The sequence below is a fragment of the Aquimarina sp. U1-2 genome, from assembly GCF_017897595.1.
In the GTDB taxonomy this organism is placed as follows: Bacteria; Bacteroidota; Bacteroidia; order Flavobacteriales; family Flavobacteriaceae; genus Aquimarina.
The window spans coordinates 578,201-596,219 of the sequence record NZ_JAGKIK010000001.1 but is presented as its reverse complement, the minus strand read 5'-3'; the positions used below and the strand labels follow the sequence as shown (position 1 = coordinate 596,219).

The 18,019-nt window shown below is 36.2% G+C and carries 20 protein-coding genes; all 20 read right to left on the bottom strand.

Annotated elements, in window-relative coordinates; genetic code table 11:
- Positions 1 to 252: 252 nt before the first annotated feature.
- The 20 genes from J8281_RS02570 to J8281_RS02475 all read right to left on the bottom strand — a co-directional run bounded on the left by J8281_RS02570 (position 253) and on the right by J8281_RS02475 (position 17,996).
- Complete coding sequence (locus J8281_RS02570; protein ID WP_371812575.1) at positions 253 to 1,122, bottom strand: IS3 family transposase; 870 nt, start codon at positions 1,120 to 1,122, stop codon at positions 253 to 255.
- Positions 1,119 to 1,553 (bottom strand): hypothetical protein, encoded by a 435-nt coding sequence (locus J8281_RS02565; protein WP_210196009.1) that lies wholly within the window; start codon positions 1,551 to 1,553, stop codon positions 1,119 to 1,121. The genes J8281_RS02570 and J8281_RS02565 overlap by 4 nt, the downstream gene beginning before the upstream one ends.
- 104 nt (positions 1,554 to 1,657) lie before the next feature.
- Positions 1,658 to 2,515 (bottom strand): oxidoreductase, encoded by an 858-nt coding sequence (locus J8281_RS02560; RefSeq protein ID WP_210196008.1) that lies wholly within the window; start codon positions 2,513 to 2,515, stop codon positions 1,658 to 1,660.
- Between the two features lie 221 nt (positions 2,516 to 2,736).
- On the bottom strand, positions 2,737 to 3,657 hold the full coding sequence (locus tag J8281_RS02555; protein ID WP_210196007.1) for an alpha/beta hydrolase: 921 nt from the start codon (positions 3,655 to 3,657) through the stop codon (positions 2,737 to 2,739).
- A 204-nt stretch (positions 3,658 to 3,861) separates the two neighbouring features.
- Positions 3,862 to 4,746 carry an AraC family transcriptional regulator gene (locus tag J8281_RS02550; RefSeq protein ID WP_210196006.1) on the bottom strand — a complete coding sequence of 295 codons (885 nt, stop codon included), beginning with the start codon at positions 4,744 to 4,746 and terminating at the stop codon, positions 3,862 to 3,864.
- A 456-nt stretch (positions 4,747 to 5,202) separates the two neighbouring features.
- A complete protein-coding gene (locus J8281_RS02545) occupies positions 5,203 to 6,168 on the bottom strand; it encodes an aldo/keto reductase (RefSeq protein WP_210196005.1) in 966 nt (321 codons plus the stop codon).
- Positions 6,169 to 6,189: 21 nt separating this feature from the next.
- The gene (locus J8281_RS02540; RefSeq protein WP_210196004.1) at positions 6,190 to 6,489 is read right to left on the bottom strand and encodes a putative quinol monooxygenase; all 300 of its coding nucleotides are present in this window, start codon (positions 6,487 to 6,489) and stop codon (positions 6,190 to 6,192) included.
- Positions 6,486 to 7,334, bottom strand: a complete 849-nt coding sequence (locus J8281_RS02535; protein ID WP_210196003.1) for an aldo/keto reductase — start codon at positions 7,332 to 7,334, stop codon at positions 6,486 to 6,488. The genes J8281_RS02540 and J8281_RS02535 overlap by 4 nt, the downstream gene beginning before the upstream one ends.
- A 58-nt stretch (positions 7,335 to 7,392) precedes the next feature.
- The gene (locus J8281_RS02530) at positions 7,393 to 8,238 is read right to left on the bottom strand and encodes an oxidoreductase (RefSeq protein WP_210196002.1); all 846 of its coding nucleotides are present in this window, start codon (positions 8,236 to 8,238) and stop codon (positions 7,393 to 7,395) included.
- A gap of 95 nt (positions 8,239 to 8,333) precedes the next feature.
- A complete protein-coding gene (locus tag J8281_RS02525) occupies positions 8,334 to 9,239 on the bottom strand; it encodes an AraC family transcriptional regulator (protein ID WP_246848948.1) in 906 nt (301 codons plus the stop codon).
- 85 nt (positions 9,240 to 9,324) lie between these two features.
- Positions 9,325 to 9,516 carry a hypothetical protein gene (locus J8281_RS02520; protein WP_210196000.1) on the bottom strand — a complete coding sequence of 64 codons (192 nt, stop codon included), beginning with the start codon at positions 9,514 to 9,516 and terminating at the stop codon, positions 9,325 to 9,327.
- 4 nt (positions 9,517 to 9,520) lie between these two features.
- Positions 9,521 to 10,384, bottom strand: coding sequence for an alpha/beta fold hydrolase (locus J8281_RS02515; protein WP_210195999.1), 864 nt, complete (start codon positions 10,382 to 10,384; stop codon positions 9,521 to 9,523).
- A complete protein-coding gene (locus J8281_RS02510) occupies positions 10,381 to 12,318 on the bottom strand; it encodes an L-dopachrome tautomerase-related protein (RefSeq protein ID WP_210195998.1) in 1,938 nt (645 codons plus the stop codon). Before J8281_RS02510 ends, J8281_RS02515 begins: the two co-directional genes overlap by 4 nt.
- An 11-nt stretch (positions 12,319 to 12,329) precedes the next feature.
- Positions 12,330 to 12,905, bottom strand: coding sequence for a VOC family protein (locus J8281_RS02505; RefSeq protein WP_210195997.1), 576 nt, complete (start codon positions 12,903 to 12,905; stop codon positions 12,330 to 12,332).
- Positions 12,906 to 12,936: 31 nt separating this feature from the next.
- Entirely contained in the window at positions 12,937 to 13,137 is a 201-nt protein-coding gene (locus J8281_RS19915) for an aldo/keto reductase (protein WP_371812574.1), read from the bottom strand.
- A 57-nt stretch (positions 13,138 to 13,194) separates the two neighbouring features.
- The gene (locus J8281_RS02495) at positions 13,195 to 13,743 is read right to left on the bottom strand and encodes an aldo/keto reductase (protein ID WP_210195996.1); all 549 of its coding nucleotides are present in this window, start codon (positions 13,741 to 13,743) and stop codon (positions 13,195 to 13,197) included.
- A gap of 99 nt (positions 13,744 to 13,842) precedes the next feature.
- Entirely contained in the window at positions 13,843 to 14,757 is a 915-nt protein-coding gene (locus tag J8281_RS19910) for a response regulator transcription factor (RefSeq protein ID WP_210195995.1), read from the bottom strand.
- 97 nt (positions 14,758 to 14,854) lie between these two features.
- Positions 14,855 to 15,733, bottom strand: coding sequence for a DUF6268 family outer membrane beta-barrel protein (locus J8281_RS02485; protein ID WP_210195994.1), 879 nt, complete (start codon positions 15,731 to 15,733; stop codon positions 14,855 to 14,857).
- 97 nt (positions 15,734 to 15,830) lie between these two features.
- The gene (locus J8281_RS02480; protein WP_210195993.1) at positions 15,831 to 16,268 is read right to left on the bottom strand and encodes a nuclear transport factor 2 family protein; all 438 of its coding nucleotides are present in this window, start codon (positions 16,266 to 16,268) and stop codon (positions 15,831 to 15,833) included.
- 258 nt (positions 16,269 to 16,526) lie between these two features.
- Positions 16,527 to 17,996 carry an efflux transporter outer membrane subunit gene (locus J8281_RS02475; protein ID WP_210195992.1) on the bottom strand — a complete coding sequence of 490 codons (1,470 nt, stop codon included), beginning with the start codon at positions 17,994 to 17,996 and terminating at the stop codon, positions 16,527 to 16,529.
- Positions 17,997 to 18,019: the final 23 nt, after the last annotated feature.

Genomic DNA, 18,019 nt, shown 5'->3' with positions numbered 1-18,019 from the left:
ACCCCGAGGCTTGCCTCGAAATTGAAAAATTGTTTACAACGAATGCCTCAATGGGCTTGCCCGGAGGTAGTTTACTTAGGGGAAATCGAGACAGCAATTCTTCAAGTCTGGTCTCGGTTTTCTTATGGTTTTATATTCATCACAAAGCTACCTTCTGTAAAAGCCTTTTTGTTAACAAAAACAATAGACAAAATGACCATTTGACCAGTCCTAAATAATCGATACAGATTATTGATAGATTAAATTTATTATTTAATTCTCAGAGAAGCTAGCTTCTCTGAGAATTTTTGTTTTATACTGTTTTGGTTTTAGTTCTCTTTGTTGATGCATTTGTTTAGGTGTAAGCATATGGTTGGATAGATGAGGTCTGATATGATTGTAAACTTTTATTGCATCTTCAATTAATTTAGTTTTGATATTGAAGTTAGTTACTTTTTGATCCACATTAAATTCTTGCTTTAAAATCCCATTGACTCTTTCTGCTATTGCATTTTCATAAGGGTCATATTTTTCAGTCATACTGGCTTGGATATTGTTCTGGACCAATAAGTTTTGATAGTCATTAGAGCAATACTGTAATCCTCTATCTGAATGATGTATTAGGGGAAGATTCTTATATTTTCTATTGTCAAGAGCTATTTGTAATGCTTTAAGTGAACCTTCTACTGATAGGGAGTTAGATACATTGTATCCTACTATCATCTTAGAATAGGCATCAGTAACCAAAGCTAAATACGAGGGGTTATCCCGTGTTCCGACATAGGTAATATCACTGACCCAAACTTGTTCCGGCCTGGTAACTTTTAAGTTATGAACCCTGTTTTTGTGTTTTCTAAACCGGTGGTGTGAATCTGTCGTTACGTGGTATGATTTTTTGGGTTTTATCAACATATGGTTTGCTTTAAGAATTTTAAATAGTTTGTCCCTGCCAACATTCAAGGTAGCAAGTTCGTTTTTCAAGATATGGTAGAGTTTTCTGGTCCCAAGCCTGGGCATTACATTGCGTATACCTTGAACCAATGCAACAACTCGTTGCGCTATTGACTGCTTGTGCGCCGTGGATCTAATACTACGATAATATACCTGTCTATCTAGCCCGAGTAACTTACAGGTGGAAACTATGGTTTCTTTGTGTTCTGTTTTGAACTTTTCGATAACTCGGGCGCGTAGTTTTTTCTGATCTGGATATTATATTCCTGCTCGGCAAGATCTACCATCATATCAAAAATAATAGCTTTCTTGTCGGCACGCTCAGCCAAATGCTCTGCTCTGGCTTTCTGCTTTTCTAGCAATTTGATCTTTGCTTCAAGCTCTAGGATACGTTGTTCAGGTGTTTTTGCCACAGTAACTAAGGATAAGTTTTCCCAGTCAAAGGTACCATATTTTCTTAACCATTGGGTTATAGTTGATCTAGCTTGGATACCATACTTAAGATGGGCGTTGAGCCTATCTAATTGACCTGATTCGATTTCTTCCACAACTTGGAGCTTGAAAGAAAGCGAATAATCTTTTTGGGTACGTTTTACATATCCCGTCTTTGCTGAATTATTCATTACACTAAAATTTAGTGTATCGATATTTTAGGACGAGACAATTACCTAATGTAAAAACCCACAACATTTCTGTTGCGGGTTTTTTCTAACATTTAGATTACCAATTAAAGAACTGCTTCTACAAGAAAATCAGTAGGACGTCCTAAGTACGCTACATCTTTCAGGTTTTGTAAAGCAAATTGATAATGCTCCTCTAACACCTGGTAGGCATATTCGCCTAAAGGGAATAATAACGGTGGATTATCCAAGTGGGACATTTCGTAAATTGCTTTTGCTGCTTTTGTAGGGTCACCGGCCTGCTTACCATTAATAGATTTCATCCAAGCTAGGTTTTCGCCTACTGAGGCTTTGTAGTCTTCAATCTTTGTGTCCTCGTAGCTTGCTGAAGCTCCGGCCCAATTTGTTCTAAAAGGTCCTGGTTCTACATTAGTTACTTTGATGCCTAAATGTTTTACTTGTTGAACAAGCGAGTGGCCAATACCTTCCAACGCAAATTTTGAAGCGTTATAAATACCTGAAGCTGTAAAACCAATAACACCACCTACTGAAGTGATATTGATGATATGCCCTGAGCGTTCTTTTCTCATAAAAGGCAATACCGCTTTAATGAGATTAACAGGGCTAATTAAGTTAATATCCATTTGACGTCTCACTTCGTCTTCCGAAACTTCTTCTATACTTCCTATAGAACCATAACCGGCATTATTGACAAGAATGTCAATTTTACCGAAATGTGCTATGGCCGTTTCAATTCCAGTTTTAATTTGGTTGTTTTGTGTAACATCAACCACAACCCCAAGTTTTCCTTCATCTAAATTTGTGAATTCTTGTGCTTGATTTTCTTTTCTAAAGGTAGCTACGGCAATTTCGCCACGTGTTGTAATTTCATTTACGAGTTCTTTGCCGAAACCAGAAGAAGCTCCGGTTACGAACCACACTCTTTTATTATTTGCTGTTTCCATTTTGTGAATTTTTTTAATTAAACTTATTTGATACTTCAAAATTACGAAGTCAAATTACCTTAGTGCTGACCTGTATATTGGTTACAGTGATCAATTACTATGATGTTATTCATAATACAATACTTGATTTAACACAACTATTATTTTACAAGCAGAACTTTAAATAAAAAATGACTCCCGTTTATGGAAATCATTTTTATGTAAATTAATCTGCTACTGATTTAATCAAGGTGTTTTTTCATAAAGGGAACAACTGCATCTACAGCCTGTTGCATTTGAGGATACACATCGTAGAAGTTAAAATGATATCCGTTTCCCCAAACGAGTTCTTTCTCTGTATTTAATAAGCTGTAGAACTTTTTGGCCTGATCTGGAATAAGGGCTTCATCTGTTGAAAACACAAGGGTGGGAACAGTTATTTTTTCGGCTTGACTAATAGGGTCGAATTTTTCTACCCAATCTATCCAAGAACTCCAGGAAACTTCATTTTTCCAGTTTTCTATAGCACCACCACGGCTTTTGTCAAAGTAATATTCACCAGGTGTAAAATTGAAACCTTCAACTTCTGTGGTGTTGGTGAATATCTGTGTTTTTTCATTTTTACCAGTAGTCTTAAAGAGTTGTCTATTTTCTAAAGAACGTTGATGGTTTTTATCTAACGTTTCTTTTCCCCAGAAAGGCTCTGCAAGAGCAGGCTCATACATCCAAGGCACAACAGCTGCAATAGCATCTACTCGGTCATCTTCTGCGGCAAGATATGCAGCATTGCCTCCAGAGGTACAAACGCCCACCATTCCTATTTTATTTATGTAGGGTAAGTTTTCTAAGTAGGTCACAGCAGCTTTAAGGTCTTTAAGTTTACCATCTACACTTTCATTTTGTCTGGGTAAACCATCGCTTTCGCCCCAGCTGGCATAATCAAAATCAATAACCACAAAACCTTCTTTTGCGAGTAACTGTGAATAATTGTCAGGCATCATTTCTTTTACGGATGATACAGAACCCTGAACGATTAGTGCAGGATACTGCAACATTGGGTCAAAATTTGTAGGCTTAAATAAGTGACCGACCAAGTTTAAACCATCTCTTTTAAAATTGATTTTTTCTTTTGTAATAGTTGTTGTCTTTGTTAAATTTTTCATCTTTTTTGAGTTTAAATTGTTATACGATTGTTGTGCATAGGTTGCTAATGTTGCTACGAGTATTAGACTTAGCATTGTCAAAGTTTTATTCCTTGTTTTCATTGTATCTGCTTTTAATAATTGAACAATACAAAGATATCCCAGTAGTTTACCAGATTAGAAACCTATAACAATGATGGAATGACCAATTTCTTGGTTACTACTTTATTTTCGGAAAGAACCGGGCGTTACACCCTTATGTTTTTTGAAGAAACGTGTAAAATGTGTTGGTTCGTCAAAATTAAGACTGTAGCCAATCTCTTTGATACTGAAATCAGAATAGGTTAAAAGATAATCGGCTTCTAAAATGATGCGGTCATCAATAATACTTTTAGCATTGATACCTAGTGTTTGTAGAATAATTTGACTTAAATAATTAGGCGTTATATTAAGCATTCCTGCATATTCATTTACTGTAGAAACTGATAAAAAGTGTTTATTAACCAAATGCCTGTATCGTGCTACTATACCGTCTGTTTCTTTTTTTTCTGGTAGCGCTTGGTTCTTATTTTCGTATAATTGGTTGCACTGCCATAAGATGGCTTGCAGGTTGGCTTTAACCAATTGGTTAGCACTACTGCTTTGGCTATAATAATTATCAAAAATTTGTTGGTAGTAGAAGTGTAATTGTCCTACTTTCTCTTCATTTACTTCAAATAAGTTAGCCTCATAAATATTAAAGAAAGGGAAATTACTGAGGGCACGCTCTTGAAAAAGCTTACTCACAAATTCTGGTTTAAAGAACATTACATATCCGGAAAGGTCACCCTTTATACCACTCCACTTGTGTACTTGTCCGGGTGCATTGAATACAAGGTATTGTTGTGGTGTCTTAAAGGTTTTTTGGTTTATTTTATATTCAATACTTGTACCTCCCAAAACTATAGAAATTTCAAAAAAATCATTTCTAAAAGGTTTTACTTCTGAAGGTAAGAGTTCTCTAATTTGTTCGTGAGTTGCGATATGGAATGCTTCAGCATTTTTTGCCAAATCAGAACCCAAAAACTCGTAAAGTTCGTTTATGGTTTTATGGATGGGTATTTGTGACAAGTTCTGTTTTTTTTATAAAATTAAAAAAAACAGCGACACTCATTACCACATTACAGACGAAATTGCATTTAACTTTTAGTGGTTTATTTAGAAAATACCTTTGTCCAAAATGGAATTAAAATATATACCATTGATGGTACTAGTACGCCTGTTAGAATTAGGGTGCGTATCGCAAGAGGTAGTTCACTTAAAATCTCGCCGAAAAAATATTGTATGACCGTAATTGTGGGATAGATGGCTATCCAGACGATAAATATTGATTTTAATTTTTTCATCACTTATATGTTTATGTTATTACTATTTTATAATTCAAAATTACGGTGACCTTAGGATTATATAGGAACCAATTTAAAAGTTAGTATGACCAAAATCGAATCCCTATAAATAGTAATACCATAGTAGTAGGGTACTATGGTTTACATTGAATTATTTAATTAATTTTAAAAGTGCTATTTGTTAGATTGTAGCTTGGTTTATTCTTTCTAGAATATCATCATTCAACAGCGGCAATACCTCCAATGCCTTTAAATTTTGTAGTAGCTGTTCCTCTTTAGTCGCCCCTAAAATGGTTGAACTAATATTTGGATTCTTAAGCGTCCAAGCCAATGCCATTGAAGGCATACTTACGCCTAAATCATCTGCGATGTTTTTAAGTTGCCGTACTTGTTCCATCTTTTCCTTTTGTAGCCATTGGCTCGATAACCAATCCATACCTTTAATTGCAAATCTGGAACCTTCTGGTATACCATCCAGGTATTTTCCTGTGAGAAATCCTGCTGCGAGAGGACTCCAAGCGGTAATACCCAAACCTACATTTTTATAGACATCCTTAAACTCAGTTTCAATTTTATCACGTTTTAGAATGTTGTATTGCGATTGCTCTACTTTGGGGCCAATAAGATTGTATTGTTGTGCAACTCGGTGAGCTTCCATAATCTGTGCTGCATTCCATTCACTAGTTCCCCAGTACAATATTTTACCTTGATGTATAAGCATATTCATTGTCCAAACGACTTCTTCAATCGGTGTACTTTCATCTGGTCTATGACAAAAATAAAGGTCTAAGTAATCTACTTGAAGGCGCTGTAATGCTTCATTACAGGCTTCAACTAAATGTTTTCTGCTTAAACCCATTTGATTGGGTTTGTTGTCTTTTCCGTGCCATCCGAAAAAGGCTTTTGAGGATACGACAAATGAACTACGTTCCCAATTCTTTTTCTTAAAAATTCTCCCCATCATTTTTTCGCTTTCGCCTAAAGCATAGGTTTCGGCGTTATCAAAAAAGTTGACACCATTGTCGTATGCTATACCCATAAGTTTATCGGCAAGGGCATCATCAATCTGTTTATGAAAGCTTACCCAGCTTCCAAAGGAAAAGGCACTTAACTGTAGGCCAGTATTCCCTATTCTTCGATATTCCATAATTTATTGTTTTTGGTTTGTTTAAAATTTTTCAATTGTTGTTACTTCATATATTTTTCCACTGAAATCCTCTTCTAACATCACTTTAGTTTTCTCTATAAACGAATTAAAGTAATCTTGAGATACGTGATTTTCAATGGCTTTATCATCTTTCCATTCTTCAAGAAATATAAATTCATTTTTCTTGGCTTTACTTTCTGAAAATGAATAACTAAGTAGACCATTTTCTGTTTTTGATTGTTGAGCGATGTCTTTACTCAAGCTTATAAATTCGTCCCGATAGTTACCCTTAATTTGCCAAACTCCAACAGCTACTTTCATAACGCACTATTTAAATAATCCATATCACTTGTTGAAAGCGGAATATGACCTGCTACCACATTCTCCTCTAAATGTTTGAGGTTTGATGTACCTGGAATTACAACTATATTTTTTGCGCGATGTAACAACCAAGCAAGGGCAATTTGATGAGAAGAAAAGCCATACTTACTAGCGATAATTTCTAACTTTTGTTTGCCATAGACACTTCCTGCATCCAAAGGATACCAAGGAATAAAGGCAATATCATTATCGGTAGTATAGTCTAAAACATCGTCCCATTTTCTGTTCCCATAGCTATACTGGTTTTGTACGCTTGCAATTTTTGCGTGTTTCATAGCTTCTTGAAGCTGTATAAGGTTTACTTCTGATAAACCGATATGTTTTATCAATCCCTCTTTTTGAACCTCTGCTAAAAAACCTATTTGTTCGCTTAAAGGAATTAAAGGGTCAATTCGATGTAATTGGTACAAATCAATCTGTTCAACTTTTAATCGCTTTAAACTGCCTTCAAGTGCTTTACGCATTCGTTTAGGATCATTATTGATAATCCAGCTCCCGTTTGGGCGTTCATAGCCAACTTTGGTTGCAATAACCGTTTTATTATTATAAGGATATAGTGCTTCGGCAATAATTTCTTCTGAAATATAAGGACCATAACTATCAGCGGTATCAATAAAGTTGACACATAAGTCATTGGTTTTATTAAGTACATTAATTATACTTTCTTTATTTTCAGGATTGCCGTAACCTCCTCTACCTGTTGTGTGTAAAGCGCCATATCCAAGTCTATTTACTTCTAGTTCTCCACCTATTTTAAAGGTGTTGTTTTCTACTATTGCTTCCATTTTAATTTGTTTTTTTGGTATCACCCAAACGTAACTTTAGGTGATGCTTACATTATAATTATTCGTTAAATGCTGTATTGACAGATAGACTTTCCCATTTATCAATTTCTTGTTGCAACCTATTTATTTTTTCTCGAGCATCATTAATTGCCATTTCGCCAACAGGAAAATTTAAAGGTGGATTATTTGAATGCGCTAAAGTGACCATTGCTTTGGCTGCCAGATATGGGTCACCTACCTGGCTACCATTATCGGCTTCTAACCAGTTTCTAAACTCACCAACAGTGGTATTATATGCAGCTATCCGATTTTTGGTTTGTTTCATTGATGTGCCTGCCCATTCTGTTCTAAATGGTCCTGGCTCTACAATCGTCACCTTTATTCCCAAATGCCTTGCTTCTTTTGCAATAGCCTCGCTAAACCCTTCTAATGCGTACTTACTGGCATTATAAATTCCGGCACCGGGGTAAGAAACCAATCCACCGATAGATGATATCTGAAAAAAATGACCATTACCTTGTTCTCGCATTATTGGCAATGCTTTTTGAGTTACGCTCAATGCACCAAAGACGTTGGTCTCTATTTGCTGTCTTGCTTCCTGTTCAGAAGTTTCCTCCACCGCACCGATTAATCCGTAACCAGCGTTGTTTACTACAATATCAATTTTACCAAACTTAGTTTTTATATTATCAATTACCTCGCTAACCTGTTTGCTATTATTTACATCTAATAAATAGGCAAAGGTTTTACCCGGATTGATAGACTCTGTTAATACTAACTGTTCTTTCTTTCTTACGGTACCGACGGCAATATCTCCTTTTTCACTAATAGCGGTCATTAAGGCTTTCCCGAATCCGCTAGAAACACCTGTTACCAGCCATATTTTTTGGTTTTCAGTTTCCATTTGTATATATTTTAAGTTATTTAACAATTACTCTACAAATGTACCCGTGGAATAGGGCTATAGCTAAACCACAAATCAAGGAAATATGACCACTTTTAAGTATTGCGAAGTTGTAAGGGTGTTTTGCCTGTTTTTTTCTTTACAAAACGGACAAAATGGGTAGGATTATCAAAATGAAGGTCGTAAGCAATCTCGCTAACTGTTTTGGAAGTTTGAAATAGTAGAGACTTTGCTTCTTGCAATTTCCTATTATGAATAAGTTGTAATGCGGTATTGCCCGTTAGGCTTTTTACCACATAATTTAAGTGGGTAGGATGAATGGACAGTGCTTCAGCAAACTCTTGAACAGATTTAAAGACTTCTTCATTGTCAGTTCCGTACTGCTCTTCTATTAATTGATTATAGTTATTGAGAATGCGCTTATCTGAATCTTGTAATACCGCTGTTGTACCAAGCTTTTGCTCGTACAAATTTTTAGATTCTAAAAGCAAAATATTAAGATAAGACCTAAAAATATCTTCTTTGTTCGGTAAATCTTGCTTAGATAGCAAAATAATATTTTCAAAGGTTCGCTGTAAATGCTTACTCTCATCTTGAGCGATAGCTATACTCATAGCTGCATTTGATGTAAAAAAAGGAAAATCCGAATGTAGTTTATTCTTTTTGTGTACAACTGAATAAAAGTCTGAGGTAAAATAAATTACGAAGCCACTCAAAGGTGATATACTTTCCCAGGATTGTATATGACCTGAACCTGAAAAGAATAAAGTGTTATTACTTAAATGATTTTCATTTTCATTGTTATGCATATCTATTTCTCCGTTGAGAATAAGCATGATTTTAAAAAAGCGTTTTCGATATGGCGGCATTTTTTGTGGTATGACCTTAGCGGTCTCCTCTAATCTGGCAATAGAAAACTCTTTAAATATAGCTCCTTTGTAATTGATAAAATTAAAATACTCTTGAATTGTAGATAAAGTATGAATACCGTCTATTTTCATTTTCAAAAGGTAGTATTTTTACATTAAACAGCAAGAACTTTTATATCTGAAATATAGCTGTAAAGTAACTCAACTTTTAGACAGCTCATTTAGAAAATACTTTCGTCCAAAACGGAATCAACACGCACACCATTGAAGGTACTAGCACGCTTGTTAGGATTAGCGTACGTAGTGCGAGAGGCAATTGACTCAACGTTTCTCCAAAAAAGTATTGTATTACGGTAATAGTTGGGTAGATGGCTACCCAGACTATCATTATGGTTCTTAGCTTTTTCATCTTATTATTTTTTTAAAAATTTGAGAATATCTGTATTAAATCTTTCGGGCTCTTCTACCATTGGTGAATGACCGCTGTTTTCATAGATAATAGTAACGTTGTCCTTTATTTGCTTTTTTAGTGTTTCTATGGTTTTCATAGGTACAATAGGGTCGTGTTGCCCTTGAATGATAAGGGTCTTTGCTTTGATATTGTTTAAGCTATCCACCATAAGATCTTTACCTTGAATTAGGGACTTTATGATTTGATACACCGTGTACCCATCATTCCAGCTCAGTTTCTTAATCAAGCTTTCTTTGAGATTTTCGGTCTTGAGCAACTCCTCATTTTGAAAATAGATACGCTTGGTATAGTTTGCCATACCCTCAAGGGTTGAGGGATTAGCAAAAGCGTATATCGCATCAACATCGGCATCGTCTGGCATTCCTAACAAAAAGGCAGGGTTAACTAGAATGAGTTTATCCAATTTCTCAGAATGCGTAACGGCAAATAACGCTGATACCCAACCACCCATCGAATTACCAATGAGTGTTGCCTTTTTAATACCTTTCTGATTCATAAACTCATTTAGGAACTCCACCAATGTTGCACCGCGGTAGGGAATTGTTGGTTTATCTGAATAACCGAACCCTATTTGTTCTAATGAAATTACATTGTATGATTTGGATAATTCATCATTGTTATACCTCCATCTTTCAGAATTACTGCCCAGACCGTGAAGTAAAATCAGTGTTTTACCTTTCCCTTTTTCAATATATTTTAAAGTCTGGCCAAAGACTTCTATGCTTTGAAAGTCGCTTTCTTTATTCTGTGCCACTAAGGCAGTACTCGCCAAGAGTATGGCAAATACGATTATCATCTTTTTCATAGTTTCTCGTTTAAATTTTTATAAATGGTCAAAATGTTCTGCTCTCCCTCTTTACCAGGAATAGTGCTTACGTGTTCCATATCGATGAATCCTTTGTAGCCACTTTTGTAGATATATTTAAGGATGTTTTCGAAGTTCATTTCGCCTGTACCTGGTTCGCTTCGCCCAGGATTGTCTGCCATATGGACATAGGTGATTTCGTCAAAAGTTTTGTCAAAGTTGTTGATAACATTCCCGTTTTCAATCTGTACGTGGTACATATCAAAGGTGAGTTTAATGGACGGGCTGTTTACTGCCTTTACAATCTCATAGGCATCGGTCACTTTTGTGATGAACGTACCCTGAAATTCTGTTCCATTAATGGCTTCCAATCCTAAAATAAGACCAGCCTTTTCAGCTTCTTCAGCTATCACTCGAAGGTTTTGGATAAAGTTTGCCTTTTGATATTGTCGCTCCAAGGTTGGGTGACTTTTGCCAGAAAGTAGTGTCAAATATTTTCCATTGACCCGTTTTGCAACTTCTACGGTTTCCTTGATTTCTTTGAGTATAATCTCACGTACTTCTGAGGGTTCAGAAACCAATGTGGCATCTTGCCAAGTAGTTGTGTTGTGGACAAAAGAGCCTAATTGCATTCCATTTCTCTCCAATACTTGAGCAATGGCAATTTGCTGTGCCACAGGGCGTATCTTCATAAAATTGTCCTCTATTCCTTTAAAACCTTGTGATGCAATAAATTCAATTTGTGAAATAGGGTCTTGGCCGGCGTGATTGACAAACATTCCGTCTTCCAGACTGGTAAGACCTATGTGAGGCGCGAACTTTAGTTTGAATTCAGTCTTTTCTACCGCTGTTGAAGCAGTTGTTTTGTAGATTTTAAAATCGCCTTTCTGTAAATCGACACCATTGTTAAGACCTGGCAATCGATGAAATTGTGCGGTTGTGAAGTAGATATTGTCTTCAGCATCAAAGGCAATACTATCTGGCCAGCTGATATCTGAATTAGCAACAACCGTTTCAAGTTTTTTGGTTTTTAAATCATATCTAGATATTGCGTTACGTTCCAAATCCGTTAGGTAAATGAAACCATTTTTGTAAGTGATACCATCGGCGATGACTGTATTACCAACAAACGTTACCTGGTCCTTTAATTGGTTTCGCGAAAGCGTAAAATCGTTCAATACATTAACATCGACTTTCATCAATGCTGAAGAACCAGCAAATGGACGGTACTGATAGTAAATCATTTCTTCCTGAGGGTCATATGCAATACCATCGGTCGCATAAAAATTAGCGGCATCGTTTAAGGTAATGCCTTCAATGACCAAAGTTTTCTGTGTATCGTTAGTTGCGATGAGCTCATTTTGAAGAACCCTTTTTTGTGCACCAGTAGAAAGATTGACAACCAAGATTCCTCCATCGACACTATCTGTGATGTAGGCGAAACTTTGTGTTTTATCGATTCGCAAATCGTTTAAATAGCTTTGATTGCCTAGCACTTCATTGGAAATTGTTACCGTTCGAAGTACATTGTTTGTAGCCAAATCTATGTGTATTAATCGGGCTCCGCCTTTGACAACGCCTCGGCGTTTGGGTGAGCCTGTATCCAATACCCATAAATCGTTTTGTGAGTCAATAACTAAACTCTGAATGTTCAAATAGTGGTTGGTTACATTATTTGACTTTTCATTCCAAGATTTATTTGGATATGGAATCTGAGTTCCATTTGCCAAAATCTCAATTACCGAAACGGTATGCGAGTCTGGTGAATAGCTCGAATAAGGCAAGTTGGCAAATATTCTACCTCCTTGAGATACGGCTACTGCTGTGGGTCTGTTTTCTTTGAAAGAAGCGACTTCTTTCAACTGTAGTTGTTCGTTAGCAAGGCTTATGAATGCCGTCATAAGAGCCAATACCATTGTGATTATTGTTTTCATTTTGCTTTATTTTAATTGTTTCTTGTGTCTTTTAATGGCCCAGCAAACTCAATGATATTTCCATTTAGGTCTTTGATAAAAGCCACTCGTCTTTCATAAAAACTTAATGGATATGTTTCTGCCTTTACAAAAGTTTCAATGCCTTTGTCATTAAGTTGCTTCATTGCTAAATCTATATCCTCAACTTGAAAACAGAGATGAGCAAAACCTTGGTGTGATAAGTGGTCAGCAAAACCTGATGCCTGTCTGTTGGTCTGTGGCGCGGAATTGTCCCCTATAATTTCAAGTCTAAAATCTCCATTGTTCAAATAAGCCAGGTCAAGGTTGTCGAGTCCATCTACTTTCCACTGTACTTCCACTTCAAAACCTAAAATATCTTCATACCATTGTAGTGTTTCAGTAAAGTTGTTCACGCCAATTAACAGGTGGTCTGCCTTCATTGTTGATAAACCTTTGTCAGTGTTGGTAGTTTCATTGTTAGCAAAGCTGTAGATGATTACACTTGCTACTACGATTGCGATTGTTGTTACTATTTTTTTACTCATCGCTACATATTTGTTTTGGTATTCGTGAATCTTCGATTTCATTGTTTCTAATTTTTATAAGTTATTTTTTGATTTAAAATTTGATGTTTATGCCATAAGAGGATAAGTTTTCCATCAAATGGTTTTCCGATGAAGTGCCAGGTATCGAAATCACGTTCGGTGCATAGTCCAATAACCATTTTAAGGACATTTGGTTTACGGATACTCCTTCTTTGTCTGCTTTCGCGAAAGCGTTATCATCCCAATTGTTTACTGCTACAGGCGTATGTGCTATAAAAGCAATATTTTCTTTTGTGGTTTTGTTTACAACAGCTTCGTATCGTCTGTCCTTCTAACTAAAAGCATTTTGAACGGCATCAATCTTAGTAACCGACTGCGCTTTTTCCAATTGCTCTACCGTCACATTAGAAATACCTATATGCTTGATTTTCCCTTCTTTTTGAAATTGAGCCAACGCACCTACCGATTCTTCAATAGGAATATTTGGGTCTACTCGGTGCAGGAAGTACATATCAATAGTTTCGCGCTCTAAGCGTTTTAAACTACCTTCGATAGCGGTACGCAAGTAGTAAGGATGTCCATTTGCCATTACAGCACCTGGTTTATATTTTACCGCTCCACCTTTGGTGGCTAACCGCAATTGGTTTTTGAAAGGTTTAATTGCTTCCTGAACCAAAAGCTCCGACGTATAAGGCCCGTAAGCATCTGCTGTATCAATAAAGTTGACACCATTTTCAATGGCAGTTCTAATGACTTTTATTGTGTTTTCTTTATTCGAGTTGTCTCCCCAAATACCTACTCCTGTTGAAGCTCTCATTGTTCCAAAACCAATTCGATTGATTTCAAAATCTCCTAATCTGAATGTTTTATTTGTTTCCATGGTATACTGTGTTTTAATTACAGTACAAAGGTGCGAATGAATGTGAGTGTGATTAGGGTGAAAAAGGAAGAAAGGTGGGTACTTTTCCCAGTTTTTATGTCAATTATTAGTTTTAAAACGATAATCGGTAGGTGAAAAACCAGTTTTAGACTTAAAAAATTTTGCGAAATTAGAAGCGTCCTGAAATTTCAAAAAATAAGTAATCTCATTAATCGCCATATCGGTATTGGTAAGTAAGGAACGTGCTTCAAGAACTATACGATTCGAGAGGATTTCTTTAGGTGTTTTTCCGGTTGCTTTTTTCAGTACCTCGCCCAGATAGGTAGTATTTACATTAATTTTTTCCGCGATTTCTGAAATCCCAATAATTCTTTCAACCTTGTTTTGGGTGATGTCGTACAAATGTTCTTCAATAATATGTTCAAAAGCTTTTACGATACGGTTTTGTCTGGTTTCTTCTTGATTTTTATATCGCAAATTATAATGTTCTGTGCTTTGTCTCATTATTAATTCCAATAATGATTTAGCTTTATCAAACTTATGAGTGCTATTTGAATAGCTTATGTCATAAATATGCTGGAACATTTTTTGGGTCTCCAAGAGTGTTTCTTCATCTAATGGTACCACTACCTTTGAAGTAATTTTAAATCCGTCAAAACTTGTGACCAATTTCTTTAATGTAGGATGATTTTCAAAAAAACTATCCATAAAAACAATGACATAGCCTTCCCAATCTGAAAGCCTATTGTAATACCTCAAGTGTTGGGGTGCTTGAAAATAAATGCTCCCATCTGTAATGTGATAATCTGAAAGACCAATCTTATATTTTGCTTCGCCTTTAGTCAATAAAATGATGGAATAAGTATTGCTTCTGAAGATACTGGTTTCCTTAACCCAGGTGGATGGCGTATCGGAAAATTTATGAATGTGAAAGTCTTTACTTAAAGGTTTTACGGTTTTTAACCCTTCAAGTAACTTGTAAATGTCTTTGTAGTAATTAGTCTCAGTTTTCACTCGAAAAAGATAATCAATAAAAATTTGTAGTTGTATTACATGAGCATTTCAAAATTCTTTCATTTGTTGTATTCTTTGAAATAAATATATATTTCTTTCAGTTCACCTTAAGTTCTACGCCTACACGCAAGTAAAACCCATTAGCATCGTCCAGTAGAAATATATTTTCCTGATTCCCATCCCGAAGTTGTACACGTTTATTCAGGATGTAGGACGCTTTCGCGTAAAGCTCAAATCGCTTTAAAAAATGATATTCATATTTAAGACCACCTAAAATGAGAGAGGCATTAATGCTCTCTGCCACTTGACCATCATCCAGCAAAGTACCGTTTTGTAAGTTTGAAGTAAAACCATCCAGCTCTGCGGTGAGTTTAAAACGATGCCGTTCACTGGCGTGAAATTGTAAGTTGGTCTTCGGGACTCCAAAATTGTATGACCATTTGGGATGAAATTTACGGTAATAACTTAAAAACGGAAGCGGATACGGAAAACCGCGATTTTCAGAATACGATACCCCAAAAATCAAGCGAAACGGTTTCCCCTTGGGATTCTCTTTTCGGTTTAAAATAAAAACTACATCTGCGGAAATTACAAAATCATTAATGGTGAGGTCTTTGGCAGTTAGGTTAGAACTTAGTCCTGGTGAAAAGCGGCTCAGCACCAACCAGTCGTTTTTAAGTCGTTTTAAGTAGCCGAAGTTCAAATCCAAAATCTGAAAACCATCTATTTCTTTTTTATCAAAGGGCCTGGGTTCTGAACCAAAAATAAGATTAGCGTTGGCGTAACGTCCACCCAAAAACATATAGTCGCGCTCATTGAGTTTTATCGGATAGTTAAGGCTTACGCGAATACCGTTGTATTCAAAATCAGATTCGCCAGCGGGTAAAATGGTGTAGTCTACACTGGCTAGGTTAAAGACCTGGGCTATTAACCCTATTGGGGATATTACAACGAATAGCCAACACCATTTGTACATCTTACCTGTGTCATTAATATTATAATTCTAATACGACTCTTTTTCGATTTTTATGGATTTGTCGCAAATAAAGAATTCATTAATTTACTCTGAGTTTTTAATAATTAGTTCTTCCTGCCGCTACTGCGAGTGTATTTTCATAAAATTGTCCGTCAGTAATTTTGTTTTCTTTTAGATTAAATATTCCTACAAAGTCACTTTCAGCAATTTTTCCGGTTGTATAATGTTTGAATTTGAAATCACCGATCATAAAGACTTTATTCTCGACTTCGTAAAACTCGTTGGTATTGAATTCTAAAGGCTCGTATTCTCCAAAAAGCAATTCATTAAGTTTTTTATAGCCTTCAAGGCCGCGGTGTTCATATCCAGCCCAAGAAATAGCTTTAGTCAATTCTTTATTATTATTGGTAGATACCACCCATTTAAAATTGGGGTCTGCATATTTTTCAAAGGCTTCTTCAACTTTACCTTCATACTGAAGGGTTAAAAAGTTTTGAACTACTTTTATGTTTGTTATTATTTTTTGTGTTTCCATTTTTATAATTTTTTATGTTTGTTTACAGGTTCAAATTTAGAGGTGAAGGCTACCTTGCGGTTAACCAGAATCAAGCACAACATGACCAAAATCTAATACGCTATAGTATTCGAAATTTAGAAATAGAAAATCAGGAACTAATACCACAAACTATAGAGATGTTGATACATTCAAAAATAAGAAAGCAGCGTCTGTTCAGTAGTCAAACGCTGCCTTCTACCATCAATCAATAAAACAAATCAATGAAAAACTAACAAATTACCGTTTTGATTTGTCTGCCGTCTTCATTCCTTTAAATTTTTCGTCTAGTTCTTCTTGCGTGGTATTTTCCCAGCCGCCACCTAAAGCTTTGTAAATAGCAACTAGTGAGGTTGCTGCGTTTATTTCGCTTATAGCAAGCCTGTTTTGCGCTTCCAGTAAGGTTTGGTCTGCACTTAAGTAGTCAATAAAGCTATCTAGACCTGCGGTGTAACGTTTTTGCGCAAAGTTAGCAGCATCCTGACTGGCTTTTGCTGATTTGCGTAGTAATTCACGACGCTCCAATTCGCTAGTATATGTGGCCATTGAGGTTTTGATTTCTTCCAAGGCCATCAATACCGTTTTCTCATATGCTGCTAAAGCAGCGAGTGTGTAAGCATCTTCAGCGGCAATTTGTTTTTTCACTCTGCCAAGGTTAAAAGCTGCCCAACTGATACGTGGTAAAATACTCCAGGTAAAAGCCTGATTTTCTCCAAAACTTGAAAAGTTGATAGCTGAGAAGCCTATGCTTCCTCCAAATTGAATATTTGGGTATAGCTCTGCTACCGAAATATTGTAACGTGCAATCTGTACCTGTAATGCTGCTTCTGCACGGCGTACATCGGGTCTTCTTCTTAAAAAGTCAACACCGTTACCAACCAATACCTGTTCAGGTAAGCTAGGCAATGGTTTAGCTATTGTCCAGCTTTCATTTAATTGATCGGGTATTTCTCCTAAAAGTACACTTAGACTATTTTTAATGGCAATTTCCCTTGCTTTTAAAGGTGGAATAGTTGCTTTTGTGTTTTCTAATTGTGCCAAAGCTCTTGATACATCCAGACTATTACTGGTACCAGCTTCAGTCAAACGAACCGTCAAATCATAGGTTTCCTGCTGGTCATCCAGATTGCGCTGTGCAATATCCAACTGGTATTGAATGCCACGTAGTTCCATATAATTTCGGGTCACTTCAGCAAAGATGCTTACATAAACGTCCTGCATATCTGCCAGCGCTAACTGTTGGTTAGCATAAGCACCTTTGATTCTATTGGTCACACGACCAAAAAGGTCTGTTTCCCAAAATGCATCAAAACTGCCGCTATAGGTGTTAAATGTTGGGTTAACTCCTGCGATAAACACGTTTTCTCCCAAACGTTGTCTTTGATATGAACCGTTAAGCGTAACGGTTGGGAAACGATCGAACTTTGTGCCCTTTAAAGCGGCTCTTGCTCCATAAAAATTGGCAACAGCAATATCGATATCCAGGTTGTGGTCTTTTGCTTTTGCGATAAGTGTATCTAAAATAGGATCATTAAAGGTGCGCCACCATTCTTGATTAATAGCCGCTTTTTCAAACTGGTTATTGTTAAGATTTGCGGTGAGATAGTCTTCTTCCAGATTTATCTCAACTGAATTCTCATGGTCTCTCTTGGTAATCCCACAGGACACCAATACGAGGGCTATCACGATTGTATATATTGAATTTTTCATTGTATTTTGTTTTAATAATTATG